The organism is Nocardiopsis baichengensis YIM 90130 (assembly GCF_000341205.1).
GTDB lineage: Bacteria > Actinomycetota > Actinomycetes > Streptosporangiales > Streptosporangiaceae > Nocardiopsis_A > Nocardiopsis_A halophila.
The window spans coordinates 22599-46457 of record NZ_ANAS01000020.1; the positions used below are offsets into that span (position 1 = coordinate 22599).

Here is a 23859-nt window from a genome sequence, read left to right on the forward strand (position 1 = left end):
ATGATGGACGCGGACTTTGGCCACGGACAACGGTCCCCCGATACGGTTACAAGATCAACGCGCCCCGGCCCACCGTCCGGCGGGGCGCCGCGCAGACGCGTACGGCAGTCGCTGCCGTTGTGAACGGGAGGTAGGGCGCATGGGTGTCGCTGGTGGGGAAGTCACGGTCACTGCCCTGACGCACCGGGGCGCTGTCCGGCCGGCGAACGAAGACGCCGTGGTCATGGGGGCCCTCACCGTCGCCAGCGCGAACATGAACGTTCCCGTGCGCTGCGTCCTGTCGCTGACCGAGCCGGTGGTCCTGGCGGTCGCCGACGGCCTGGGCGGCCACGCGGCCGGGGAGATCGCCTCCGAGCACGCGGTCCACCGGATGGCGGAGATGAGCCCGCTCATGACCGGCCCGGACGACGTGGCGATGCTGCTGAAGAACATCGACGAGGAGATCAAGGACCACGCCACCCAGCACGCCGAGTTCTCCGGCATGGGGACCACGGTGGCGGGGATGCTCCTCAACACCGACGGCAACTTCTGGTTCAACGTGGGCGACTCGCGCACCTACCGGCTGGAGGGCAACCGGCTGCGCCAGCTCTCCCAGGACGACTCCCCGCCGCTGCCGCCGTCGGAGGACGGCAAGCCGGTCACGACGAACTTCATCACCCAGTCGCTGGGGGGCAGCGGCAGCACGGCGATGGTGCCGCATGTGGACCGCGACGCCGAGCCCGACCCGAGCGCGTGGCTGATGTGCAGCGACGGCCTGAGCGACCTGGTCGCCCAGGACGAGATGGAGCGCATCATCGCCGAGGCGTCCGACGACGAGGGCGCCGTCCACGCCCTGTGGCGCGCCGCGATGCACGCCTCGGGGCGCGACAACATCAGCATCCTTCTCGCCCGCCGCATGTAGGTCGTCCGAGGGCCGCCCTCCCGCGTTCGAGCTCCGGGACCGGGGCGAGGCGGGGGCGAGGCAGGGCAGGGCGGGTCATGAAGGCGGGCCCGCCGGCGCCGGTATCCGAAGGAGCGGTCGGCGCCCGCGGAGGCGGGATGGAGCACCGAAGCCGGAAGATCCGATGTTCGGCTCTGTGCGCAGGGACGATCATCGCTCTTCGGCGTGGACGGTACTCCCGGTCAGGGGCGCGAAGCACCTGCTGATCGTTGGTTCGTCGGCGTTTCCTGTCCGTAGAGGCAAAGGCAGCGGCAGAAGCGGGGGCGTCGGGCGGGGCAAGAGAGCCGCCCCCCAGGGGCGGGGCCTCCCGGCCCGGTCACCGGCGGATTCGACCCGCTGCGCGTCCGGATCGACCGGGCCCCCGCCTCCTTCGTCGCCGCTCTTCACCCGGCACTCTGCCGCCCCGCCGCCCGGGTGGAGCCCACGAGCGGGGTACCTGCCGTTCCGTCGCCGCATGGTCTTCGGACCATGGTGGAACCGACAGCCCTTCGACGGCAGGGAGCGGCGGGACCGGCTTCGTTCGGGACGACGAGAGCCCCGGGCCCACCACGAGGTGGGTCCGGGGCTCATCGGCGGTTCGGCGCGGACCGGTCAGTCGCCGCCGCCGCGCCTGCGCAGGCGGATGATCGCGATCACGACCAGCGCCAGCAGCGCGATGCCGATGATCGCTCCGCCCACCGGCCCGAAGAGGGACACCGGGTCGCTGGACGGCGGGGCGTCCTCCTGGGTCCGGGCCTCGTCGGTCGCACCGTCGTCCTCCGGGGTGGGGGACGACTCCTCGCCGCCCTCCTCGGACGCGGCCTCCTGCTCGTCGGCGACGGCCTCGTCGGAGACGGTGAACTCGACGGTGTCCTCGATGACGTGCCCGTCGGAGGAGACCATCCGGTAAGCGATCGTGTAGTCGCCCGCCTCGGTCAGCGGCTCCATCCCGATCTCGGCGTCGGGCCCGTCGATGGTGATGCCGCCCGTGGCGTGGTCGTCCCCGTCGGGCCCGTTGACGGCGATCGCGTTGCCGCCGTCGCCGATGTCGGCGCTGAACGTCAGCTCGACCGTCTCCGGCGCGGTGTCCAGCGTGTCCCCCTCCTCCGGGGTGGAGGACAGCAGGACGTCGTGCGCGCTCGCCGCCGGGGCGGTGGCCAGCCCCAGCGCGGTCGCGGCGGCCAGCGCTCCGGCGAGCGCGGCGGCGCGGCGGGTGCCGCACCCGCCCCCTGCTCCCGGCACGGCGGGGGAGGCGGGGGCGGTGTTCGTGATGGACGCAATGGTCATGGTGGTCGGCCCTTTCGGCCCGTTCGCGGTCAGGGACTCCTCGGTCACGATCGCAGGGGCGGGCCGCGCGGGCGGATTCCGGAGCGCGGCGCGTACCGGACCCCGCGCTCCGGCGCCCCCGGCGCGGTGCGGGCCGCCGGGGGAGCGGGCACGGCCGCCGGCGCGATCAGCGGGGGCAGCGCCCAGGTGAGCATCCCCAGCAGCCCCCACAGCGCGTCCTCCCCCCGGGAGAGCAGGGCGGCGCCGGCCAGCGCGGCCCACAGGTGTCCGGCGAGCATGCCCGGGGTGTACCCGAAGAGGGAAGGGCCTCCGTGCGCGGCGTGCGCCCCGTGCACCGCGGGGGCGCCGAGCGCCGCCTCCGGCGCGGGGTGCGCGGAGCCCGCCGCCAGGAACAGCAGGTGCACCGGCAGCTGGGCCGCGGCCAGCACCGCGAAGATCTCGCCGAACCCGCGCCGCCCGCGCGTGAACCGGGCCAGCGGCCCCGCCAGCAGCGCCGCCGCGCTGAGGGGCGCCCATGCCGGTACGGGGGCACCGCCCCACACCGCGTGTCCGGCCCACGCCACGGCGGTGCACGATGCCGCGAGCAGGGCCGTGCGCAGGGCCTGGAGCGGCCCGTGGCCGACGGTCTCCACGGTCATCGAACCTAACCCAGGCGTCGGGCACGGGAAAGCGGCGGGCGCCCGGCCTCCACACCGGGCGCCCGCCGACGGGGCGCGCCTCAGCTCGCCGCCGGTACCAGTTCGCGGCGCATGTAGCGGCGTTCCTCGGGCGTGGTGCCGCCCCATACGCCGTCGGCCTCCCCGGCCCTCAGCGCCCACCGCAGGCATTCTCGGCGAACAGGGCAGCTGCGGCAGACGGCCTTGGCGAGTTCGACGGTCTGGTGACCGGGGCCGGAGGAGCTGACGGGGAAGAAGAGCTCAGGGTCGTACTGCCGGCAGGCTCCGTGCCGGACCCAGTCTTCGCTCTCGTGGTACAGGCGATTCACCGGGTGCCTCCGTTCCCGTTCTCGATCCGCGACGCCGGTCGGCGACGGAGCTGGGGCGCGCGGAGGCGGATGTCGCCACCGCACGTAGTACTACATTGAGTCGTACTACGCGCAGTCTGCTAAAGATCGGCGCCGGGTTCAAGCCCCCGGGGGTGAGCGGCGATGTGCTGCGCGTCATGCCGCCGCAATGGGGTCGCAACCCTCGCTTAACCACTCTGACCTGCACAGATGAAGATCTTTGGGCGTCGGGTGCGCCGATCGGGAACACTGGGCCTGGTCTGTCGCGGGCTTTCACCCGAATTCGTGTGACTTAGCCCACCCTTAAGATTCGCTGCGGTTGGCGTATGTTTACCCGGTGAGGGCGGGGAGCGGCCGCCGCGTCCCTCCGCCCCGGCGCCCCGGGCCGCCCCCCGTGAGCGGCCCGAAACCCCAGGTGAGTCGGGAGCGATCCGCACCTCGGGGGCCCAGGCGCACCCCCCGTGCGATGTCGACGCACGGTGACGGCGGGCGCTAAATAGACAAGCCCTACCCGGTGCAACGGCACCGAAACATTTCCGGCGAATCGGCCGGAAACGCTGCTCAGGAACGTTCGCTAAGTTTCTTCGACGTGCCACATCAACGCAGCGACGACGCAGAGACCGCCCGGACCGCGACGGGGGATCACCCCTCCGTGACCGGACAGGCGACCGGCCGGACCGCCGAGGGCGGGCCGGACGACGGACTGCGCATGTCCGCACCGGAGCCCGCCGACGGCCCGGAGCTGTGGCGCCTTGCCCGCGACTGCGGACTGGACCTCAACTCGCCCTACGCCTACACGCTCTGGTGCCGCGACTTCGCCCGGACCACGGTCATCGCCCGCGAGGCCGACGGACGCGCCGTCGGATTCGTCACAGGATTCATGCGACCCGACGATCGGGGTACGTACTTCCTGTGGCAGGTGGGCGTGCACCCCCGGATGCAGGGCCGCCGCCTCGCCCGCCGGATGCTCGACCACCTCGCGGAGCGGTTCGGCTCCCTGGAGGCGAGCTACCTGGAGGCGACGGTCACCCCGGACAACGCGGCCTCACGAGCGCTGTTCGGATCCTTCGCCCGAGCGTGGGGGGTGGAGGCCGTGTGGACCCCGCTGTTCGCCGCGGCGCACTTCCCCGAGCCGGGGGAGGCCGGCGACGAGCACGAGCCCGAGGACCTGGTCCGGATCGGTCCGCTGGTCCGGCCGCCCGCCGGCCGCTGACCGCGGCCCGCCCGGCGCCGCCGGGAGGAGGCGAGAACGAACGATGCGACCCCCGATGACGTCCTGAAAAACCCCGATCAGTCGAGCCGAGAGCCCACGAACCTGGGGAAAGGAACCAAGGAACTCACGATGGAGATCTTCGACCGCCTCGAGTCCGAAGTCCGCAGCTACTGCCGTGGCTGGCCGGTCGTCTTCAACGAGGCGCGGGGCAGCTACGTCTACGACGAATCGGGGCGCCCCTACCTCGACTTCTTCGCCGGGGCGGGCTCGCTCAACTACGGGCACAACCACCCCGAACTCAAATCCGTGCTGCTCGATTACCTGATCGGCGACTCGATCGTCCACAGCCTCGACGCCTACAGCACGGCCAAACGGGACTTCCTGCAGGCCGTGGGCGACGTGCTGCTGGAGCCGCGCGGGCTGGACTACAAGGTCCAGTTCCCCGGCCCCGCGGGCAACAACGCCGTCGAGGCGGCCCTCAAACTCGCCCGCAAGTACACCGGGCGCGAGACGATCATCAGCTTCACCAACGGGTTCCACGGCATGACGCTGGGCGCCCTGGCGGTGACCGGCAACTCGATGAAGCGCGGCGGCGCCGGCGTCCCGCTGGGCCACGCCGCCACCATGCCCTTCGACAACTACATGGACGGCCAGACCCCGGACTTCCTGTGGCTGCGCAGCCTGCTGGAGGACAGCGGCAGCGGCCTGGACAAGCCCGCGGCCGTCATCGTGGAGACCGTGCAGGGCGAGGGCGGCATCAATGCCGCCAGCGCCGAGTGGCTCCGCGGCCTGGAGGCGCTGTGCCGCGAGTACGGCATGCTCCTCATCGTCGACGACATCCAGATGGGGTGCGGCCGCACCGGCGCCTTCTTCAGCTTCGAAGAGGCCGGGATCACCCCGGACATCGTCACCCTGTCCAAGTCGATCAGCGGCTACGGGATCCCGCTGGCGCTGACCATGTTCAAGCGCGAGCTGGACGTGTGGGACCCGGGCGAGCACAACGGCACCTTCCGCGGCCCCAACCCCGCCTTCGCCACCGGCACGGCGGCACTGCGCACCTTCTGGGCCGACAAGGACCTGGAGCGCTCGACCCTGGACAAGGGCGCGCTGATCGAGCGGCGGCTGGGCGAGATCGCCGCGGAGTACACCGACGCCGGGGCGCACGTGCGCGGCCGGGGCATGGCCCGCGGCCTGGCCTTCGAGCAGGAGGGCGCGGCCAAGGCGATCTCCGCCGAGGCCTTCAAGCGCGGCCTGCTGCTGGAGACCTCCGGTCCCGAGGACGAGGTCGCCAAGCTGCTGCCGCCGCTCACCACCACCGTGGAGGACCTGGAGCGCGGGCTGGACATCATCGCCGAATCGGCCCGTGTGGCCGTGAAGGCTCCCCAGCCGGCCTAGTCCCCTGATAGACCGGGTTGCATCATCCGGAACGGTCCGCGGGTCCTCTAACGGGACCCGCGGGCCCTGCAGCGAAGAACGTGTAGTGAGGGAGCAGCCACAGTGAAGGTGCGCAGCCTGAAGGACGTCGACGGCACCGACGCGGACATCCAGACCGAGACGTGGCGGAGCCGCCGGATCGTCCTCGCCAAGGACGGCGTGGGCTTCTCGTTCCACGAGACCGTGCTGTACGCGGGCACGGAGACCAGCATGTGGTACGCCAACCACATCGAGCTGGTGCACTGCATCGAGGGTGAGGCCGAGGTCACCAACGACGAGACCGGCGAGACCCACCTCATCACGCCCGGCACGCTGTACCTGCTCGACGGCCACGAGAAGCACACCGTGCGCCCGAAGACCGACTTCCGCGTGCTGTGCGTCTTCAACCCCCCGGTCACCGGCCGCGAGGTGCACGACGAGAACGGCGTGTACCCGCTCATCACCGAGGCCTGAGCCGGGCGGCTGCCCCCCGGGGCGGGGCCGCCCGCGCGGCCCCGCCCCACCGCCCGAACCGAACCACCGCCCCGGCTCCCTGGGCCGGGGCCCCGCAACCGCTTGGGAAGAAAGCGACGCCGATTGAGGAGTTAGGAGCGAGACCCCTCGGGGCAACGCCATGACTGCGTTGATGGACATCCAGCAGAAGACCATGGACGAGTACCCGACCCGCAAGGACAGCACCCCAGCGCTGCTGTACCGGACGTGCCCCGTCGTGTGGGAGTCCGGTGACGGCGGCCCTCACGACGGCCCTTACACGGCCGACGAGCTCGCCTCCTACGAGGCCAAGGGCTACGCACAGACCGAGGCGCTGCTCACCCCCGACGAGGTGGAGTCCTACAGCGCCGAGCTGCGGCGGCTCAGCCAGGACCAGGAGCTCAAGAAGGACGAGCGCGTGATCGTCGAGCGCTCCTCCGACGAGGTCCGGTCCGTCTTCGAGGTCCACAAGATCAGCAAGCTCTTCGCGGACCTGGTCAGCGACCCGCGCGTGGTCGGCCGCGCCCGCCAGATCCTGGGCGGCGACGTCTACGTGCACCAGAGCCGCGTCAACTACAAGCCGGGCTTCGGCGGAGGCGACTTCTGGTGGCACTCCGACTTCGAGACCTGGCACGCCGAGGACGGCATGCCCGCCCCGCGCGCCGCGAGCATCTCCATCGCGCTGACCGACAACTACGCGCACAACGGCGCCCTGATGATCATGCCGGGCTCGCACAAGACCTTCGTGTCCTGCGTCGGCGAGACCCCTGAGGACCACCACCGCTCCTCTCTCAAGAGCCAGGAGATCGGCGTCCCCGACAAGCACAGCCTGGCGGTGCTGGCCGACATGCACGGCATCGACGTGCTCACCGGCCCCGCCGGCGGGGCCACGGTGTTCGACTCCAACTGCATGCACGGCTCGGGCGGGAACATCACGCCCTTCCCGCGGTCGAACATCTTCATCGTGTTCAACAGCGTGGAGAACACCTGCACGGAGCCCTTCGCCGCGCCGAAGCCGCGGCCGGAATTCCTGGGTGCCCGCGACTTCACACCGGTGAAATGACGACGCCCCCCTGTGAACAATGCGTTTCACAGGGTCACCGAATTGCGCGACCCGATCGTTACGGGGCCGGAGTCGGCCACCCCGGCCGATAACCAGTGCATAACGCCGCATTCCCGACCCGTTAGGGCGCGCCGAACAATGGGGACGTGAGTCCGCAGCGCACGGCATGGGCCCCCCGGGGCCCTGCCGCGTCGTGCGAGATCGGACTCCGGTGCTCGACGGGCACGCATCCGCCCTTCGGGCGCCCATTCCCCGAACACCGCACGGCGCCCCGTCCCGCGTCTCCCCTCGACGCGGGGCGGGGCGCCGTTCGCATCCCTCACAGCCCCCGAAAAAGGAGATGGCAATGACCGACCACGAATCCCGCAGAAGCGCCGCCCGCGGCGCGTCCGGGCGTCGCGACGTCCTCCGTGCGGGCGCGATCGGGGCGGCGGCCGTCGTCGCCGCCGCGTCGCTCTCCGCGTGCTCCCGCGCGGACGAGGGCCCGGTGACGCTGGAGGAGATGCAGGAGCGCGGGTACATCACCGCCGCCATCAACAACGAGCCGCCCTTCGGGTACATCGACGACGACGGCTCGGTCACCGGCGCAGCGCCCGAGCTGCTCGAGGCGATGGCCGCGGAGCTGGGCGTGGACGAGGTCCGCGCCGAGTCGGTGGACTGGGACGCCCTCATCCCCGGCCTGAAGTCCGGGCGCTTCGACGTGGTCGCGGCCGGCATGTACATCACCCCGGAGCGCTGCGAGGAAGTGTCCTTCATGGAGCCCGACTACCGGGTCCAGGAGGCGTTCATGGTGCCCAAGGGCAACCCGGAGGAGCTGGACTCCTACGAGAGCGTCGCCGAGAACGAGGACGTCACCATCGCGGTCCTCAACGCCTCGGTCGAGCAGGGCTACGCCGAGACGGCCGGGGTCCCGGAGGGCCAGATGGAGACCGTCGGCGGCGCCGCCGACGCCATCGAGCTGCTGCAGAACGACCGGGTGGACGCGGTCGCGCTGAGCACCTTCTCGCTCAACTACCAGCTCGAGGAGCGCGAGCTGGGCGAGGACTTCGAGGTCACCGAGGGCTTCATCCCGGTCGACGAGAACGGCGAGGAGGTCAGCCCCGCCGGCGGGTTCGCGTTCCCCAAGGAGAACACCGAGGTGCGCGACGAGTTCAACGGGGTGCTGAGCACGTTCAAGGAGGACGGCACGCTCCGGGAGACGGTCGAGCCCTTCGGGTTCGACGAGTCCTCGGACCCGGGCGACCTCACCACCGAGCAGCTCTGCGCGGAATAGCGTCGAGGTGACACCACCACAGTGGATTTCGTAATCAACGCGCTCCCCCAGTACTGGGAGGGAGCGCTGCTCACCATTCGGCTGACGGTCCTCGGTGCCGTGCTCGCGTTCGTCCTCGCGGTCGTCGTGGGCACCATGGGGACCCTGCGGAACCCGATCGCGCGGGCCGTCGCCACCGTCTATACCGAGGTCTTCCGCGGAGTCGCGGCGATCGTGCTGCTGTTCTGGTTCGGGTACTCCTTCGTGGAGATCACCGGGTTCCGCCTGACCACCGATTTCGCCGCGATCCTGGCGCTGGGCCTCAACGTCGGCGCCTACGGCGCCGAGGTGGTCCGGTCCTCCATCAACGCGGTCCCCCGGGCGCAGACCGAGGCCGCCGTCGCGCTGAACATGTCGTGGTGGCGGCGGACCTCGCGGGTCATCTTCCCGCAGGCCTGGGCGCAGATGCTGCCCACCTTCGGCAACCTCGTCATCGAGCTGATGAAGGCGACCGCCATCGTCTCGATCCTCGGATTGACCGACCTGACCAAGGTCGCCGACGACTTCCGGGCCTCTGCGGTCGCGGACACCTTCACCGTCTACACGGTGGCCCTGGTGGCGTACTTCCTGTTCGCGCAGGTGCTCATCGTGCTCGTGCGGCTGCTCGAGCGGCGTGCCAACCGGCGGCTGGGGCGGCCGACCGACGACAGCCTGCTCGGACTGCTGCGGCCGCCGTCCATCGGAACGACGACGGGGGGTGCCCGCTGATGGTGTGGGACGTGGAGTTCACACGCCTGCTCATCCCGGCCCTGCTCGAGGGGCTGTGGGTGACCGTGCAGGCCACGGTGCTCGGGTACGCGCTCGCGCTGGTTCTGGGCCTGGTCGTGGCGCTCGTGCGCCGCATACGGGTCGTCGGCGGAATCGTCTTCGTGCTCACCGAGTTCATCCGCACCACACCGGTGCTGGTGCAACTCGTGTTCATCTTCTCGCTCAGCGCCCTGTCCGATGTCCCGGCGCTGACCATCGGCATCGTCGTGTTGGGCGTGCACTACGCGACTTACACCGCCGAGGTGTACCGCTCCGGCATCGAGGGGGTGGCCAAAGGGCAGTGGGAGGCCTGCCGCGCGCTGAGCCTTCCCCCGCACCGGGTGTGGGGCGGGGTGGTTCTGCCGCAGGCGATCCGCAAGGTGATCCCCGCCCTCGGGAACTACCTGATCGCCCTGTTCAAGGACACGCCCCTGCTGTTCGCGATCAGCGTGCCCGAGATGCTCTCGGTCGCCAAGGGCCTGGGCGGCGACCACTTCCGTTCGTTCGAGGCCTTCACCCTGGTCGGGATCGCGTTCCTCATCGTGAGCGTGCCGTCCGCGGTGGTGATCCGCCGCTTGGAGCGCCGATATGCAGCAGTCTGACCCGAGGGGAGAGGCCCCCGAGATGGAATCCCAGAACGAGCCGCTGATCAGGTTCGACGACGTCGTCAAGCGGTTCGGCGACAACGTCGTGCTGGACGGGCTGAACGTGGACGTCAACGCCGGTGAGCGTGTGACCCTCATCGGGCCCAGCGGCTCAGGGAAGACGACCATCCTGCGGCTGCTGATGACGCTGGAGTACGTCAACGGCGGAACGATCTGGGTGGGCGGCGAGCCGTTCAGCCACATGTACAAGGGCGGCAAGCTCGTCCCCGCCTCCGAGAAGTACCTGCGGGCGCGGAGGAAGACCATCGGGATGGTCTTCCAGCAGTTCAACCTGTTCCCGAACATGAGCGTCCTGCAGAACGTCACCGAGGGGCCGGTGCACAGCCTGGGCATCTCCAAGGACGAGGCCTCCGAGCGCGCGGTCGAGCTCCTGGAGATGGTCGGCCTGCAGGACAAGATCAACGCACATCCGACCCAGCTGTCGGGCGGTCAGCAGCAGCGCGTGGCGATCGCCCGCGCGCTGGCCATGCGCCCGGAGATCCTCCTGCTGGACGAGGTCACCTCGGCTCTGGACCCGGAGCTGGTGGCCGGCGTGCTGGACGTGCTGCGCGAGATCGCGCGCGAGACCGACATCACGATGCTGTGCGTGACCCACGAGATGGGGTTCGCGCGCGACGTGTCGGACCGGGTGTTCATGTTCGACGCCGGCAGGATCGCCGAGTCCGGCCCGCCCGAGCAGATCTTCGGCGACCCCCAGGAGGACCGTACGAAGAGCTTCCTGAAGGCGGTCCTGGAGCAGGGCTGATCAGTCGTCCTGGCGACGAGGGCGGCGCGGCCGTAGGGCCGCGCCGCTTCTTCATGTTCTTCCGTCCTCGCCCTCCGGCGCCTCCGGGGCGTCCGCCCCGGTCCGGTAGTCGTTCTGGTCGTCGGTGGGGCGCCCCTTGGGGGGACGGCCGCGGCGGGGGAGGGAGCCCGCGCTCTTGGGCATGCGGCCGTGGTCGGCCAGGGCCTTGCGGAGGACGAACTCGATCTGGGCGTTGGTGCTGCGGAGCTCGTCGTTCGCCCACCGCGCGAGCGCATCGTGCACGGCGGGGTCCAGGCGCAGGAGGAGCTTCTTGCGCTCGGCCAAGGTGATCGTGCCGTCCTCTGGTGTCCCGAATATCGCGAGTGGTCGCCGAAACTACTGGTAGAGCGATCCCGTATTGACGACCGGACTGGTCGGGCGGTCGGCGCACAGGACCACCAGCAGGTTGCTCACCATCGCCGCCTTGCGCTCCTCGTCCAACTCGACGACGTCCTCCTCGGCGAGGCGCTGCAGGGCCATGTCCACCATCCCCACGGCGTTGTCGACGATCATCCGGCGGGCGGCGACGATCGCGCCGGCCTGCTGGCGCTGCAGCATGGCCTGGGCGATCTCCTGAGCGTAGGCCAGGTGGGTGAAGCGCGACTCCACGATGCGCACACCGGCGGCGTTGACCCGGTCCGCGAGCTCCTTGGAGAGCTGCTCGGTGATCACCTCGGCGTTGTCCCGCAGGGACTGCACGTCCTCGCTGTGGGAGTCGTAGGGGTAGCGGTTGGCGATGTGCCGCACGCCCGCCTCGGTCTGGGTGGAGACGAACTCGGCGAAGTCGTCCACCTCGAACACCGCCCGGGCGGTGTCCTCGACCTGCCAGACCACCACGGCCGCGATGTCGATCGGGTTGCCCTCGGCGTCGTTCACCTTCATCACCGAGGTCTCGTGGTTGCGGATGCGGGTGGACACCGCCTGGCGTGTGGTCAGCGGGTTCACCCAGCGCAGCCCGTCGCGGCGCACCGTGCCGGTGTAGCGGCCCAGGAAGAGCAGCACCCGGGCCTCGTTCGGGGCGACGACGGTGAGGCCGACCCCCAGCACGGCGGCGGCCAGGACCGCCACGGCACCGGCGCCGATCAGGGGGATGTCGCCGTCGCCCAGGCCCACCAGGACCAGCGCCGCCCCGGCGACCAGCAGGGCCACGGCCGCGGCCGCCATGGGGATGCCGGGCAGGGTGAAGGCCGCCCGTTCGCGGTAGACGGGCTCGGGCAGCTCGACCCCCGGTGCGGGGGAGGCGGTGTCGGTCATCGGCGCTCCTTCCGGTTCCAGATTACGTGATTGCCGTAGACTAGCATTGTGATATCACTTTATTGAAGGCGTCGGACCGGACGGCGCCGTCTGCCGCGCAGGCGACCATCTCGGGAGGCCCACATGACCACGGAGCACGGCACACTCACCGCGGGCGCCGGCACGCCGGTGCGGCTGCGCCCGCCACGGCACCGGGTCGCGGCTCGGGCCATCGCGCTGTGGACGCTGCGCTGGGCGGCGTTCTGGCTGCCCGCGACGCTGGTGGCCGCGGCCGCCGCGATCGCCGCCGACCTGACCGGCCTCCTCCCGGAGGCGACGGTGCCGCTGTGGGCCCTGACCGCCGCCGTCGGCGCCCTGGGGGTGCTGCTGGTCCTGGTCGTGCCGCAGTGGCGCTACCGGGTGCACCGCTGGGAGGTCACCGGCGAAGCCGTCTACACCGCCTCGGGCTGGCTCTGGCAGGAGTGGCGGGTGGCGCCGATGGCGCGCATCCAGACCGTGGACACCGAGCGGGGGCCGCTGCAGCGCGCGCTCGGCCTGTCCACGCTCACCGTGACGACGGCCTCGGCGGCAGGAGCGCTGCGCATCGACGGACTGGAGTCCGAGCGGGCCTCCGACCTGGCGCAGCAGCTGACCGAGGTCACCCAGGCGGTACCGGGGGACGGGACATGAGCGGCACGGGCGGACGCGACGACCGGACGGACACCGGAGAGAGGGCGGACGCGATGGACGGGACCGTGGACGAGAGCGCCGCGGGGACCACAGGGCCGACCTCGGCCCCGGGCGCGCGCGGCGAGGACTGGCTGCTGCTGAGCCCGCTGACGGTGTGGGCCGGCGCGGCGGTCATGGGCTCGGCCATCGGCCTGCCCGTCGCCGTCACCGCCGTGATCCTGGCGGTGGCGGGCGTCCCGGCGGTGTGGGTGCTGCTCACCGTGGTCGGAGGCCTGGCGGTCGTCGGCCTGGCCGTCGGTGCCGACGTGCTCCGCTACCGCCGCACGCGCTACCGGGTGACGGAGGAGCGCTTCGAGGCGGCCTCCGGGGTGATCGCGCGCAGCCACAAGTCGCTGCCGCGCGACCGGATCCGCAGCGTCGACATCGCGATTCCGCTGTGGGCGCGGCCGTTCGGCCTGTGCCGGGTGGAGATCGGCACGGGGGAGAGCGCCGGCGCGGGTGAGGCGATGGACCTCGTGCTGGTGCCGGTGGCCGAGGGGGAGCGGCTGCGTCGTGTGCTCCTGGACCGGGGCGGGGCGACCGGCGGCGCCGACGTCGTCGACGGCGGGACGGCACCGCTGGTCCGGATGGCGCCGCGCTGGTACGGGTACGGGCTCTTCGCGTGGGGCCCGGCCGCCGTGGGGTACGGCGGTCTGGCGGCACTGCTGGGGTCGTTCACCGAGCTGATCATCAGGGTGGCGCTGCCGTGGGTCCTCGGCCGCACCGAAGGGGCGTCGGCCGTGGCGCTGACCCTGTGGGCGGTCGGGGCGCTCGCGGTCTTCGTGGCGGTGGCCTCGGCCGTGGCGCTGGCCCTGCACACCGAGTCGTGGTGGGACTACGAGCTCACCCGCGAATCCGACGGCACCCTGCGGGTGCGGCGGGGACTGCTCACCCGGACGTCGGTCTCCATCGAGGAGCGCCGCCTTCGCGGTGTGGAGCTGGTGGAGCGGCTGCCGCTCCGCTGGATGGGCGTCGCCTCGGCGGCGGCGGTGGCCTCCGGGCTCGACCAGGCCCAGGAGGGGCAGGGCAGCAAGGGCGGCTTGGTGCCGAAGCGCGCGCTGACGCCGGAGATGCCCCGGAAGGGGGCGCGGAACGCGGCGGAGGCGGCGGTCCGGGCCCGGAGCGGGATCGCCTTCGACGGCCTGAGGGCCCACCCGTGGGCGGCCTTGCGGCGGCGGATCGTGCGCGCGCTTGCCTGCGCGGCGGTGGTGGCTTCGGTGGTCGGCGGGGGACTGTGGACGCTCGCCGCTGTGACACCGCTGGACATCGGGGGCGGGGCCGTGGGCGCGGCCCTCTTCGGCACGGCCCTCCTCACGCTGCTCGTCGGCATCCCCTACGCGGTCGGCTGCTTCCGGGGGCTGGGGCACGGTCTCGACGGCCGCTTCCTGCTGCTGCGCAAGGGGATGGCGGCGCGTTCCACGGTCGCCCTGAAGCGGGAGTCGGTCATCGGCTGGACGGTGCGGCGGTCGCCGTTCCAGCGATGGTCGGGCCTGGCGACCCTGGGCGCGACGGTCGCGGCGGGGCGAGGGGTGCACGACGCCCCGGACGTCGATTGCGGGGAAGGACTGGCCTTCGCGGAGGAGGCGGTTCCGGGGCTGCTCGCGCCGTTCCTTGAGCGCGACTGAGCCTCACCTGGGAACCTCGACCTGGGAACCCCGGGGACCCGCCACGAGGACGGCGTGGCGGGCCCCGGCCGTTTCGGAGGCCATGACGGACCGGGCTTGGAGCGCTGTGCCAGGCTGTGGGCATGGCACGCCTGCTGATCGTCCACCACACGCCTTCACCCGGGATGCAGGACCTCTTCGAGTCCGTGTGCTCGGGGGCCGAGAACGACGAGATCGAAGGGGTCGAGGTCACCGCGCGCGCGGCACTGGCGGCGACGGCCTCCGATGTGCTGGCCGCCGACGCGGTCCTCCTGGGGACCCCGGCGAACATCGGCTACATGTCCGGCGCGCTCAAGCACTTCTTCGACGGTGTGTATTACCCGTGCCTGAACGACACCACCGGGCTGCCTTACGGGCTGTACGTCCATGGCAACAACGACACGGCCGGGGCGGTGCGGGCGGTCGAGCAGATCACCAAGGGCATGGGCTGGGAGCGTGTCCGCCCGCCGGCAGAGATCATTGGCGAGGTCGGTCGAGATGCCAGGGACGCGTGCTGGGAGCTGGGCGCGTTCATGGCACTGGCGGCACTGGGAGAGACCTGACCGGCAAGAAGAGGTTCCGAGACTCCTCTGTCGGCCACGGGGTGCCGAGAACAAGAGCTTGTTCACGCTAACGTAGCTGCTCAGAGAGCCTGCTCCCCGCACGAGCGAGGAGGGCCGGACGCTGAACTCCTCACTGACGAATACCTCGAAGGCGTTCACCGTGCGCCGCACACGGGATCGTGAGCGCACCCAGAGGTCGGCCCCGCACCCGCGATGGTGTTCCCGGCGACGGCGACCAGGGCGGTGGACACGGCGCTCTGGAGAGCGGTGCGCCACACGCGGGGACGGGCGCCGGCTCGGGTTCCCACGGTGCACGTGGGGCCTCCTGCGAGCATGTGAAAGCCCCGGCCATTGGTCGGCCGGGGCTTTCGGCGGGGTGGACGAGGTTTACTCGGCGGGGAAGAACACTCCCGGGCGGCGGGCGGAGGCGGTCGCGCGCTTGGTGACCTCGATCGGGCTGACGCCGTTCAGTACCTCGCAGAACGCGCGCATGGCGGCATCCAGCGTCTCCGGGGAGTAGCGGGCGTTGTCGGGCGACGCGGTGTCGTCCACGGTCACTTCCAGCCACCCCTCGTACATCTCGGGCATGGTCATGGCGTACCGGTAGGGGGCGCCGACATGGACGTCGTACTCGGTCTCGGTGGCGTCGCTCATTGTGTGACTTTCCCTCTTCTGTCTTGCTCTCTCAGGCTTTACCTGAGGTGTGGGTGTAACGTCCCCGGGGCCTGGGCGGTCATGATCCGGGCGGGGCCCGGCCGGTGATCCGGTCGCTGAATCCTGCCTGGAGCCCTGGGACTTGCGCGCGGTCAGTATGGCGGCCGCCGTCTCGCCGCCGTAGTCCCCGTCCGACCGGTACATGGGGGCGGGAACCCGGCCTTCATGAGGATGACCTGCAGATACTTGATGCGCTCGCCGGTGTCGCCGTGGCCGAGTCCGGCCAGGTCGTCGTCTCCGGTTTCACCTCGTTGATCCGCCTTATGGTCGGTGTCCAGTAGCCGACCGTGCGGTTCCGCGAAACCGTTGCCGTCGAGGGCGCTGGCAGGGGCGGCTCCCATTCGCTGTGGGCAACGGCGTTCTCGCCGCTGATCTCGCTGGCCTGCGTTGTTGCGGTCAAGTTCTTCAGCCTCCGTGGAGTCGGCGGAGAAAAGCAGCGCTCGATACGGAATTTCCGTGATGGAGTAGACGGTTATCAAGGGGTTCGTTGCCGGCTTCGCCTCCGGAGTCGCCGCCTTCCTGGTTGTCGGAGGGACAACCACGGGATCATGACCCTCAGGGGCGACCCGTGGACCGGCACCGCCGCGAAGCGTCTCCTCGATCAAGGGTTCGCCGCCGGGTCCATCCACCTCCACGATCCCGACTGCGCACGCCCCTGCGATCCTGGAAAGCCCGGCCCGAACCGGATCCACCTGCCAGGCGCCCACGAGGCGCTTGCGGCACTCGACCTGTGGGGCTGCTCCCTGCACGCGCGGGGGCGGGCGCCCCTGGCGGCCTCGCCGGTCCGTACGGCCTGATGCGCTGCGGGGCGGCTCCTGCGACGGCCGAGAGGGGCGGTCGGTTGTCCTCGGGGCCTCTCTCGGTCAGAAGCGGCTGAATCGGCACGCTGTGCCACTTGTGTCGGTAGTGTCCCCAAGAGTTCCGTGGCGCCGTCTTCCGATGGTGTGCGGACGGCTCCGTTCGACGCGGTGTCGCGTCCGACGGCGGATGTTCCCGCTCCTCTGCTCCGACGTCCCCGTCGCCCGGAGCGCGCCCGATGCGCGCCATGCCCGCCGTGCGCACGTGTGCCGAACGCGGCGGCGCTTGCGCGTACCCCGTAAGCCGGCGCCGGAAGGTGTCGCGCAGCCGGTCGTGCCGGAAGGCCACTGGGCCGCCGGACACCCCCGCCTGCGTCAGGTCGCGCCCGACCCGTGCACACTTCTCCGGTCGCATCCCCCGACACGTCCAGGAGGACCCCGTCGTGGCCATGCAGAACAGTCAGCACCATGCCCCTCGGCACCGTGCCCAGCACGGTGCCGGGGACCACCCGTCCGAGCACATCAAGCGCCGCAACCCGGTCGGTGTGTGGATCGGCCTGCCCCTGATCACCATCGGCATCTACCTGCTCGTCTGGATCTACAAGATCCACGACGAGATGAGCCGGGCCACCCCCGAGCGGGAGATCAGCCCCGGGAGCCCGATGATCGCCGCGCTGATCGCTCCGCTGACCCTGTTCATCTGGCCCATCGTGGCCACCCACAAGGCCGGCGGCCACATCGCCGCCGCCCAGCGGGCCGCGGGCCAGGCGCCCTCCTGCAGCGGCGGGATGGGCGTGCTCCTGCTCTTCGTGTTCGGCCTGACGCCGCTCTACTACCAGATGGAGCTGAACAAGGTCGCCGGGGACCACTGAGCCGGGTACCGCTCCCGCCCCGCACATAGGGCGTGGTTCGGCGGCGGGGCGTGCACCCCGCCGCCCTTCTTCTTCGGGCTCCTTCGTCCGTCCCCGGGAAGGTCAAGGCGCGGTCGTCGGCCCACCACGCGGCCGGGCCGTTCTCCAAGCGTTCGCCATCGCCTGGTAATACGGTGCTCTCGCCCGCGAAAGCCCCACACGGGCACGCCCGAGGCCATTCGCTGCGAACATCGCCACTCACCGAGTCCGCGACATTCCGCACACGATCCGTCACAATGCGTGTTTCTCCGGTCAGACTGAAGGCTCTGACAGGGGGAGTGGGCACGTGGACGCAGGTCAAGGGCGCACCTTCCGAACCGGTGCCGCCGGGCTGGCGCTCGCCGGACTGGCCGTCGCCGGCGGGGCGCTGCTCGCGGCGGTCGGGATCGTCGGCGGTCCCGTCTCCCTGTCCGAGGTGACCTGGCACGGCTCCGAGGCGTTCTGGGGGGTCTGGCTCCCCGTGGCCGCGGGTGCGCTGCTGACCTGGCTGCTCGGCAGCCGAACCGGCCAGGGCGAGCTGGACCGGCGGGTGCGCGAGGCGATGGAGGGCCACCCGGTCCGGCTGGAGCTGGCCCTGCTGCTGGGCATGCTGCTCGGCTTCGCCGTGGGCACCGCCGGGCTCTACGCCCTGTTCCGCCTGGTGAGCGAGGAGCTCCCGGCCTCCGCCGCCCTTCCGGTGACGCGGCTGGTGTTCCTGTTCGTGCTGCCGGTGCTCTTCGTCGACCAGGGGGGCTTCAGCCTGAGCGGGCACGGCACCCGCATGCCCCGCCTGTCGATGGCGGTGCGCGAGCCGTGGCGGTGGCTGGGGCTGATCACCGTGGCCGCGGTCGGCGCCCCGGTGCTGGTCGGCCTGCACGCGGCGGAGGTGCCCACGCCCACCGCCGCACTCTTCGTCGTCCCGGCGGTGCTGGTGGGGGTCAGCACCATCGAGGAGATCTTCTTCCGGGGCATGGTGCAGACCCGCCTCGAGCTGGTCGCGGGCCGCCCAGCGGCGGTGGTGGTGACCGCGATCCTGTACGCCCTGGCCCACGCGGTGGGCAGCTACTACAACGCCTACGCCCCCCTCGACGGGGACGGGACGTCCGGGCAGGTGAGCGTGGCACTGGTCACCTACGGGGTGCAGGGCCTGCTGCTCGGCTACGTGTGGATCCGCTACCGGAACATGTGGGTCAACATCCTGCTGCACGGCGTTCCGCTGCTTCTGGTGCTCCTCCCGAGCCTCTCCGCCGGCGGCGTCGGGTGACGTCCGACCGCGGTCGCACATCCCCCGAAAGTCACGTAACCGTGTCGAACCGGTAAAATATTCGTCGGTGTGCGAGCGTACGCCCCGGTCACCGGACCGGACGCACGGCGAAGGCGGGGATCCCCATTCACGGCACGGCCCATGGCAGGACCGCGCCCGCCGCGGACCGCGCGCCGCGCGCGGCACGCGCCGTCGGCGGGGCCGCCGCCCTGGCGTTCGCCGCCTGCGCCGCCGTGTACGCCGCCGGGTCGCTCGCCGCCGGCGGGTTCGATCCCCGGGTCGCCCTGCTGTGGCCCTCGATCGCCCTGGCCATGGCGCTGATCCGGCTGCTCCCGCCCCGGGTGCCGGAGGCCCGGATGGCCGAACGGGTCCGGGAGCGCATGGCCGGGCGCTCGCTCGGCACCGAGGCGGCGCTGCTCGTCGGCTGCCTGGCCGCCTTCACGGTCGGCGACGCCCTGCTGTCGCCGGTCTTCGCTCTGATCGGCCCCGGCGCGCCGCCGCTGGCCTACTACGCCGCCAAGACGATCTTCCTGCTGCTCATCCCGCTGATGTTCACCGGCGGAAGCGGCGTCATGCGCCGTTCCAGCGGACCCGACCTGCTCCGCCTGTCCGCCGTGGTCCGCGAGCCCTGGCGCTGGGCGGCGGCGGTCCCGGCGGCGGTCTTCCCGCTGCTGCTGGCCCTGCCCTGGATCGCCCGCCCGGAGCTCCCCGGCGCCCTGCCCGCCGACTACGCGCTGGGCGCGGCGGCCGCGCTCTCCTTCGCCGGTGTCGCCGTGATCGACGTGCTGTTCTTCGCGGTGCTCCTGCAGACCCGGCTGGAGCCGCTGTTCGGCCGCCGGGCCGCGGTCGCGGCCACGGCGGTGCTCTACGGGCTCTCGTCGCTGGTCGGCGAGCCGCTCACCGGCGGCGCGCACGACCTGGCCTCGGCGGTCGCCGTCCAGGGGGCGTCGTTCCTGGTCTACGGGTACCTCTGGGCGCGGTACCGGAACCTGTGGGCGAGCCTGCTGCTGGCCGGGGGCGTCACCGCCCTGGCGGTGTTCCCGCCGACCGCCGCGTTCGTCTAGGGGGCTTTCGGGAGGGGGTCCCTTCCTTCCGGGCGGCGGGGTCCTCCCCGTGTCCCGCCGTCCGCGCCGAGGCGGGCGGCCGTTGATCGCTGATGCCCGTCGGCCGATTCCGAGGACCGTGGGGGACCGGAGGGTCCGACGGCGACGCGCCCCGGTGAACCCGTGTGCGGGGGCCGGTCTCGTGGTCCCCTGGGGGCGAGGATGCGGGCACCTGTCCTCCCTCCTAAATTCCGCCGATTCGACCTTCTACCGGGACAAAACGGTAGGGTCGCACGTCCGCGCCGGGCCCGGCCGAACGGCACCGCCGCGCGTCCCTGCGGTTGTCGCGGCCCGCGGGGGGCGGCGCGCCGCGCCCCCCTCCAGACGGGGGCGGAGCGGTGCAGGGCGGCCCCGCCTCGCGCGGGCCGGAAGGGCGATACGCCACAATCGATCGTGAGAGTTACGGTTCGCCGTTCGTTCACCGGAATGGGGCAGCGTGCGAACCATGGCAACGGAAGCGGTGTTCATGGGAGAAGAGGCGGGGAACCTCCCCGAGGGGCGGTTCATGGACCGGGAGGTCGACTGGCTCCGGTTCAACCAGCGGGTCCTGGAGCTGGCGGAGGACGCCGCGATGCCGCTGCTGGAACGCGTCCGCTTCCTGGCCATCTTCGCGAGCAACCTGGACGAGTTCTTCATGGTGCGGGTCGCCGGGCTCAAGCGCCGCCTGGCCACCGGGGTCGCGGTGCCCGGCCCCAGCGGCCACCACCCCCGCGAGCTGCTCACCCGCGTCGCGGAGGTCAGCCACGACCTGATGCGCCGGCACGCGCGCTGCTACCACGACTCGGTCGCCCCCGCCCTGGCGGACGCGGGCATCCGCATTCTGCGCTGGGACGACCTGAGCGAGGAGGACCGGCGCCGGATGCACCGGTTCTTCCGCGGCTCGGTCTACCCGGTGCTCACCCCCTTCGCGGTGGACCCCGCCCACCCCTTCCCCTACATCTCCGGGCGCTCGCTCAACCTGGCGGTGACCGTGCGCGACCCGCGCACCGGCCGCACCGCCTTCGCCCGGATCAAGGTGCCCTCGGCGCTGCCGCGCTTCATCCGGCTGGAGGGCGAGTGCTTCGTCCCGGTCGAGGACGTCATCGCCGGGCACCTGCCCCAGCTCTTCGCCGGCATGGAGGTGCTGGAGCACCACGCCTTCCGGGTGACCCGCAACGCCGACCTGGAGGTCGACGAGGACGAGACCGACGACCTGGTGCAGTCCCTGGAGAAGGAGCTGCTCCGGCGCCGGTTCGGCCCGCTGGTCCGGCTGGAGGTGGAGGAGGACATCTCCCCGGAGGTGCTGCGCATCCTCAAGCGCGAGCTGGGCGCCGAGGACGAGGAGGTCATCGCGGCGGCCGGCCCGCTCAACCTGGCCGGCCTGCACCAGATCGCCGACCTGGACCGCCCCGAGCTGAGCTTCTCCCCGATGGTCCCGGCCGAGCCCCCGGGCCTGGACCGCGAGGACCTGTTCGCCGCCATCCGCGGCCGCGAGCTGCTGGTGCACCACCCCTACGAGTCGTTCGCGACCACCACCGAGCGGTTCATCGCCATGGCCGCGACCGATCCCAGCGTGGTCGCGATCAAGCAGACGCTCTACCGCACCAGCGGCGACTCGCCCATCGTCGAGTCGCTCATCGAGGCCGCCCGATCCGGCAAGGAGGTCGTCGTCCTCGTCGAGATCAAGGCCCGCTTCGACGAGCAGAGCAACATCGCCTGGGCGCGCAAGCTGGAGGAGGCCGGCTGCCACGTGGTGTACGGCGTGGTGGGCCTCAAGACGCACTGCAAGCTGTCCCTGGTGGTGCGCCGGGAGGAGGACGGCTCGCTGCGCCGCTACTGCCACGTGGGAACCGGCAACTACAACCCCAGCACCGCCCGGGTCTACGAGGACTTCGGCCTGTTCAGCGCCGCCCCCGAGGTCGGCGAGGACCTCAGCGACCTGTTCAACCGGCTCACCGGCTTCTCCCGCACCACCAGCTACCGGCGGCTGCTGGCGGCCCCGGACGGGCTGCGGTCCGGGCTCACCGACCGGATCGACGCCGAGGTGCGCGCGCACGCCGAGGGGCGCCCGGCGCACATCCGGATCAAGGTCAACTCGCTGGTGGACGAGGAGATCATCGACGCCCTGTACCGGGCCTCCCAGGCGGGCGTCCCGGTCGACCTGTGGGTGCGCGGCAGCTGCGTGCTGCGCCCGGGCCTGGAAGGGGTCTCGGAGACGGTCCGGGTGCGCAGCATCCTGGGGCGCTTCCTGGAGCACTCGCGGGTGTTCGTGTTCGAGAACGGCGGCGACCCGCAGGTGTGGCTGGGCAGCGCCGACCTGATGCCGCGCAACCTGGACCGCCGGGTGGAGGCGCTGATCCGGGTGTCCGACCCCGAGCACCGCGCGCGGCTGGTGGAATTGATGGACACGGCGATGGACGAGGGGACCTCCTCCTGGCACCTGGGGCCGGACGGGGAGTGGACCCGCCACACCCGCGACGCCGAAGGGGCGCCCCTGCGCGACCTGCAGAGCGCCCTGCGCCGCGACCGGCATGTGAGGGCGATGGATGGCTGACGACTACCCGTTCGACGAAGCCGAGATCACGAGCGCCTGGCCGCCCCGGGACACCGCGCCCGGCGGCTACATGGAGCCGATCCGGGCCGCGGGCGCGGTGCTCTGGCGGCAGGGGGAGTCCGGGCGCGAGGCGGTGCTGGTGCACCGCCCGGACCGGGACGACTGGACGCTGCCCAAGGGCAAGGTGAAGAACGGCGAGCACCTGGTCACCGCCGCGGCCCGGGAGGTGGCCGAGGAGACGGGGCTGCGGCCGGTCCTCGGCCGGCGCCTGCCCCCGCAGCGCTACCTGCGCGGGGGCTGGCCCAAGCTGGTCGACTGGTGGGCGGCCGAGGCCGGTCCGGGGGCCTCGGAGTTCACCCCCAACGAGGAGATCGACCGGGTGGAGTGGGTCCCGCTGGCCGAGGCGCGCGACCGGCTCACCTACGACCACGACGTCTCCGTGCTGGACAACTTCGTTTCGGGGCCGCTGGAGACCTTCCCGCTGGTGCTGCTGCGGCACGCCCCGGCGGGGGAGAAGCGCGCGTGGGAAGGGGACGACCTGCTGCGCCCGCTGGACGAGACCGGGCGGGAGACGGCCGGGGAGCTGGCGCGGGTGCTGGAGCCCTACGGCCCGATGCGGGTGGTGTCCTCGGCGGCGGCGCGCTGCACCGAGACCGTGCTGCCGTACTCGGCGGCCACGGGCGCCGAGGTGCGCACGGTGCCGGCGTTCACCGCCGGCGTGCACCCCGGCGGCGGCGGTGTGGACACCGCGGCGGCGCGCCGGGCCTTCGCGACCCTGGTGGAGGAGGGGCGCCCGACCCTGGTGTGCATCCACGGCGAGCTGGTGGCCGACCTGATGAAGGAGGCGCTGGCCCGGCTCGGTGCCCCGGTGACGCAGCAGATCTCGTTGCGCAAGGGCACGTTCTGGGTGCTGCACATCACGTCCGGGCAGGAGCGCTCCCTGGCGGCGGTCGAGAGGCACGAGGCGACCCGGTAGCGGCCCCGGTGCGCCGGGGGGACGGGGCACTGAGAGGATTCCGGCATGGCGCAGCACAGAGTGGCGCGGAGCGTCGTGGTCGACGCCCCCGCGGAGAAGGTGTTCGAGGTCCTCGCCTCGCCCCGCAGGCACGCGGAGTTCGACGGTTCGGGCACGGTTCGCGAGGCGGTGCACGGGCCGGAGCGGCTCGGCCTCGGCGACGAGTTCGGTATGGACATGCGGATGGGCCTGCCCTACCGGATGTCCAACCGGGTCGTGGAGTACCAGGAGGGGCGGCTGATCGCCTGGCGGCACTTCGGCGTCCACCGGTGGCGGTTCGAGACCGAGCCGCTGTCCGACGGGACCTGCCGGGTGACCGAGACCTTCGACTACTCGACGGGGGGTCCGCTGCTGAGGTTCGGCTACATCCTCACCGGCTGGCCGGCGCGCAACGGCCGTTCCATCGAGCAGACCCTGGTCCGCCTCAAGGAGCTCGTCGAGGGCTGACGCCGCGGGCGCCGGCGCGAGGCCCGGCGG

General features: G+C 71.8%; 25 protein-coding genes. 18 read left to right on the top strand and 7 right to left on the bottom strand.

The annotated features are described in order from the left end of the window. The first annotated feature begins 139 nt into the window (after positions 1 to 139). Positions 140 to 901 carry a PP2C family protein-serine/threonine phosphatase gene (locus C892_RS0116815; RefSeq protein ID WP_026124426.1) on the top strand — a complete coding sequence of 254 codons (762 nt, stop codon included), beginning with the start codon at positions 140 to 142 and terminating at the stop codon, positions 899 to 901. A gap of 630 nt (positions 902 to 1531) precedes the next feature. Here the strand turns inward: C892_RS0116815 and C892_RS0116820 are convergent. The 3 genes from C892_RS0116820 to C892_RS0116830 all read right to left on the bottom strand — a co-directional run bounded on the left by C892_RS0116820 (position 1532) and on the right by C892_RS0116830 (position 3191). Continuing rightward, positions 1532 to 2254 (bottom strand): copper resistance CopC family protein, encoded by a 723-nt coding sequence (locus C892_RS0116820; RefSeq protein WP_017558122.1) that lies wholly within the window; start codon positions 2252 to 2254, stop codon positions 1532 to 1534. Then, positions 2251 to 2844 carry a hypothetical protein gene (locus tag C892_RS0116825; protein WP_017558123.1) on the bottom strand — a complete coding sequence of 198 codons (594 nt, stop codon included), beginning with the start codon at positions 2842 to 2844 and terminating at the stop codon, positions 2251 to 2253. The genes C892_RS0116820 and C892_RS0116825 overlap by 4 nt, the downstream gene beginning before the upstream one ends. 80 nt (positions 2845 to 2924) lie before the next feature. After that, a complete protein-coding gene (locus C892_RS0116830) occupies positions 2925 to 3191 on the bottom strand; it encodes a WhiB family transcriptional regulator (protein ID WP_017558124.1) in 267 nt (88 codons plus the stop codon). 670 nt (positions 3192 to 3861) lie between these two features. Between C892_RS0116830 and ectA the strand changes: the two genes are divergently transcribed. The 8 genes from ectA (at position 3862) to ehuA (ending at position 10859) form a co-directional block, all read left to right on the top strand. Further along, entirely contained in the window at positions 3862 to 4422 is a 561-nt protein-coding gene (gene ectA, locus C892_RS0116835; RefSeq protein ID WP_017558125.1) for a diaminobutyrate acetyltransferase, read from the top strand. Between the two features lie 129 nt (positions 4423 to 4551). Next, positions 4552 to 5817: a diaminobutyrate--2-oxoglutarate transaminase gene (gene ectB / locus C892_RS0116840; RefSeq protein ID WP_017558126.1), complete on the top strand. Its 1266-nt coding sequence runs from the start codon at positions 4552 to 4554 to the stop codon at positions 5815 to 5817. A gap of 102 nt (positions 5818 to 5919) precedes the next feature. After that, positions 5920 to 6309, top strand: a complete 390-nt coding sequence (locus tag C892_RS0116845; RefSeq protein ID WP_017538768.1) for an ectoine synthase — start codon at positions 5920 to 5922, stop codon at positions 6307 to 6309. Between the two features lie 172 nt (positions 6310 to 6481). After that, positions 6482 to 7390 (top strand): ectoine hydroxylase, encoded by a 909-nt coding sequence (gene thpD / locus C892_RS0116850; protein WP_017558127.1) that lies wholly within the window; start codon positions 6482 to 6484, stop codon positions 7388 to 7390. A 346-nt stretch (positions 7391 to 7736) separates the two neighbouring features. Continuing rightward, entirely contained in the window at positions 7737 to 8663 is a 927-nt protein-coding gene (ehuB, locus tag C892_RS0116855) for an ectoine/hydroxyectoine ABC transporter substrate-binding protein EhuB (RefSeq protein ID WP_017558128.1), read from the top strand. Positions 8664 to 8684: 21 nt separating this feature from the next. Further along, positions 8685 to 9410, top strand: a complete 726-nt coding sequence (locus tag C892_RS0116860; RefSeq protein ID WP_017558129.1) for an amino acid ABC transporter permease — start codon at positions 8685 to 8687, stop codon at positions 9408 to 9410. Next, on the top strand, positions 9410 to 10051 hold the full coding sequence (gene ehuD / locus C892_RS0116865; RefSeq protein WP_017538772.1) for an ectoine/hydroxyectoine ABC transporter permease subunit EhuD: 642 nt from the start codon (positions 9410 to 9412) through the stop codon (positions 10049 to 10051). Before C892_RS0116860 ends, ehuD begins: the two co-directional genes overlap by 1 nt. Before the next feature lie 22 nt (positions 10052 to 10073). Continuing rightward, positions 10074 to 10859, top strand: a complete 786-nt coding sequence (gene ehuA, locus C892_RS0116870) for an ectoine/hydroxyectoine ABC transporter ATP-binding protein EhuA (RefSeq protein WP_017558130.1) — start codon at positions 10074 to 10076, stop codon at positions 10857 to 10859. Positions 10860 to 10910: 51 nt separating this feature from the next. Here ehuA and C892_RS0116875 read toward each other — a convergent pair whose 3' ends face one another. Both C892_RS0116875 and C892_RS0116880 read right to left on the bottom strand, forming a co-directional pair. Next, on the bottom strand, positions 10911 to 11183 hold the full coding sequence (locus C892_RS0116875; RefSeq protein WP_017558131.1) for a type II toxin-antitoxin system antitoxin: 273 nt from the start codon (positions 11181 to 11183) through the stop codon (positions 10911 to 10913). A 51-nt stretch (positions 11184 to 11234) separates the two neighbouring features. Continuing rightward, positions 11235 to 12152, bottom strand: a complete 918-nt coding sequence (locus tag C892_RS0116880) for an SPFH domain-containing protein (RefSeq protein WP_017558132.1) — start codon at positions 12150 to 12152, stop codon at positions 11235 to 11237. A gap of 123 nt (positions 12153 to 12275) precedes the next feature. On the opposite strand from C892_RS0116880, the gene C892_RS0116885 reads away from it, so the two are divergent. The 3 genes from C892_RS0116885 (at position 12276) to C892_RS0116895 (ending at position 15066) form a co-directional block, all read left to right on the top strand. Continuing rightward, positions 12276 to 12821, top strand: coding sequence for a PH domain-containing protein (locus C892_RS0116885; RefSeq protein WP_017558133.1), 546 nt, complete (start codon positions 12276 to 12278; stop codon positions 12819 to 12821). Continuing rightward, positions 12818 to 14485 carry a PH domain-containing protein gene (locus C892_RS0116890; RefSeq protein WP_017558134.1) on the top strand — a complete coding sequence of 556 codons (1668 nt, stop codon included), beginning with the start codon at positions 12818 to 12820 and terminating at the stop codon, positions 14483 to 14485. The genes C892_RS0116885 and C892_RS0116890 overlap by 4 nt, the downstream gene beginning before the upstream one ends. Positions 14486 to 14607: 122 nt before the next feature. Next, positions 14608 to 15066, top strand: a complete 459-nt coding sequence (locus tag C892_RS0116895; protein ID WP_026124430.1) for a flavodoxin family protein — start codon at positions 14608 to 14610, stop codon at positions 15064 to 15066. Positions 15067 to 15453: 387 nt separating this feature from the next. On the opposite strand, the gene C892_RS0116900 is transcribed toward C892_RS0116895, so the two are convergent. Then, complete coding sequence (locus C892_RS0116900) at positions 15454 to 15720, bottom strand: hypothetical protein (protein ID WP_017558136.1); 267 nt, start codon at positions 15718 to 15720, stop codon at positions 15454 to 15456. 152 nt (positions 15721 to 15872) lie between these two features. Then, a complete protein-coding gene (locus tag C892_RS31400; protein WP_152513411.1) occupies positions 15873 to 16415 on the bottom strand; it encodes a hypothetical protein in 543 nt (180 codons plus the stop codon). Between the two features lie 611 nt (positions 16416 to 17026). Between C892_RS31400 and C892_RS0116905 the strand changes: the two genes are divergently transcribed. The 6 genes from C892_RS0116905 to C892_RS0116930 all read left to right on the top strand — a co-directional run bounded on the left by C892_RS0116905 (position 17027) and on the right by C892_RS0116930 (position 23829). Next, positions 17027 to 17449 carry a DUF4234 domain-containing protein gene (locus tag C892_RS0116905; RefSeq protein ID WP_239647431.1) on the top strand — a complete coding sequence of 141 codons (423 nt, stop codon included), beginning with the start codon at positions 17027 to 17029 and terminating at the stop codon, positions 17447 to 17449. 325 nt (positions 17450 to 17774) lie between these two features. Next, positions 17775 to 18731: a CPBP family intramembrane glutamic endopeptidase gene (locus C892_RS0116910; protein WP_017558138.1), complete on the top strand. Its 957-nt coding sequence runs from the start codon at positions 17775 to 17777 to the stop codon at positions 18729 to 18731. A gap of 233 nt (positions 18732 to 18964) precedes the next feature. Continuing rightward, entirely contained in the window at positions 18965 to 19795 is an 831-nt protein-coding gene (locus C892_RS0116915) for a CPBP family glutamic-type intramembrane protease (RefSeq protein WP_017558139.1), read from the top strand. Positions 19796 to 20279: 484 nt separating this feature from the next. Continuing rightward, positions 20280 to 22367 carry an RNA degradosome polyphosphate kinase gene (locus tag C892_RS0116920; protein ID WP_026124431.1) on the top strand — a complete coding sequence of 696 codons (2088 nt, stop codon included), beginning with the start codon at positions 20280 to 20282 and terminating at the stop codon, positions 22365 to 22367. Beyond that, on the top strand, positions 22360 to 23343 hold the full coding sequence (locus C892_RS0116925) for an NUDIX hydrolase (RefSeq protein WP_017558141.1): 984 nt from the start codon (positions 22360 to 22362) through the stop codon (positions 23341 to 23343). Before C892_RS0116920 ends, C892_RS0116925 begins: the two co-directional genes overlap by 8 nt. A 45-nt stretch (positions 23344 to 23388) precedes the next feature. After that, positions 23389 to 23829 carry an SRPBCC family protein gene (locus C892_RS0116930; protein ID WP_017558142.1) on the top strand — a complete coding sequence of 147 codons (441 nt, stop codon included), beginning with the start codon at positions 23389 to 23391 and terminating at the stop codon, positions 23827 to 23829. The last annotated feature ends 30 nt before the right edge of the window (positions 23830 to 23859 follow it).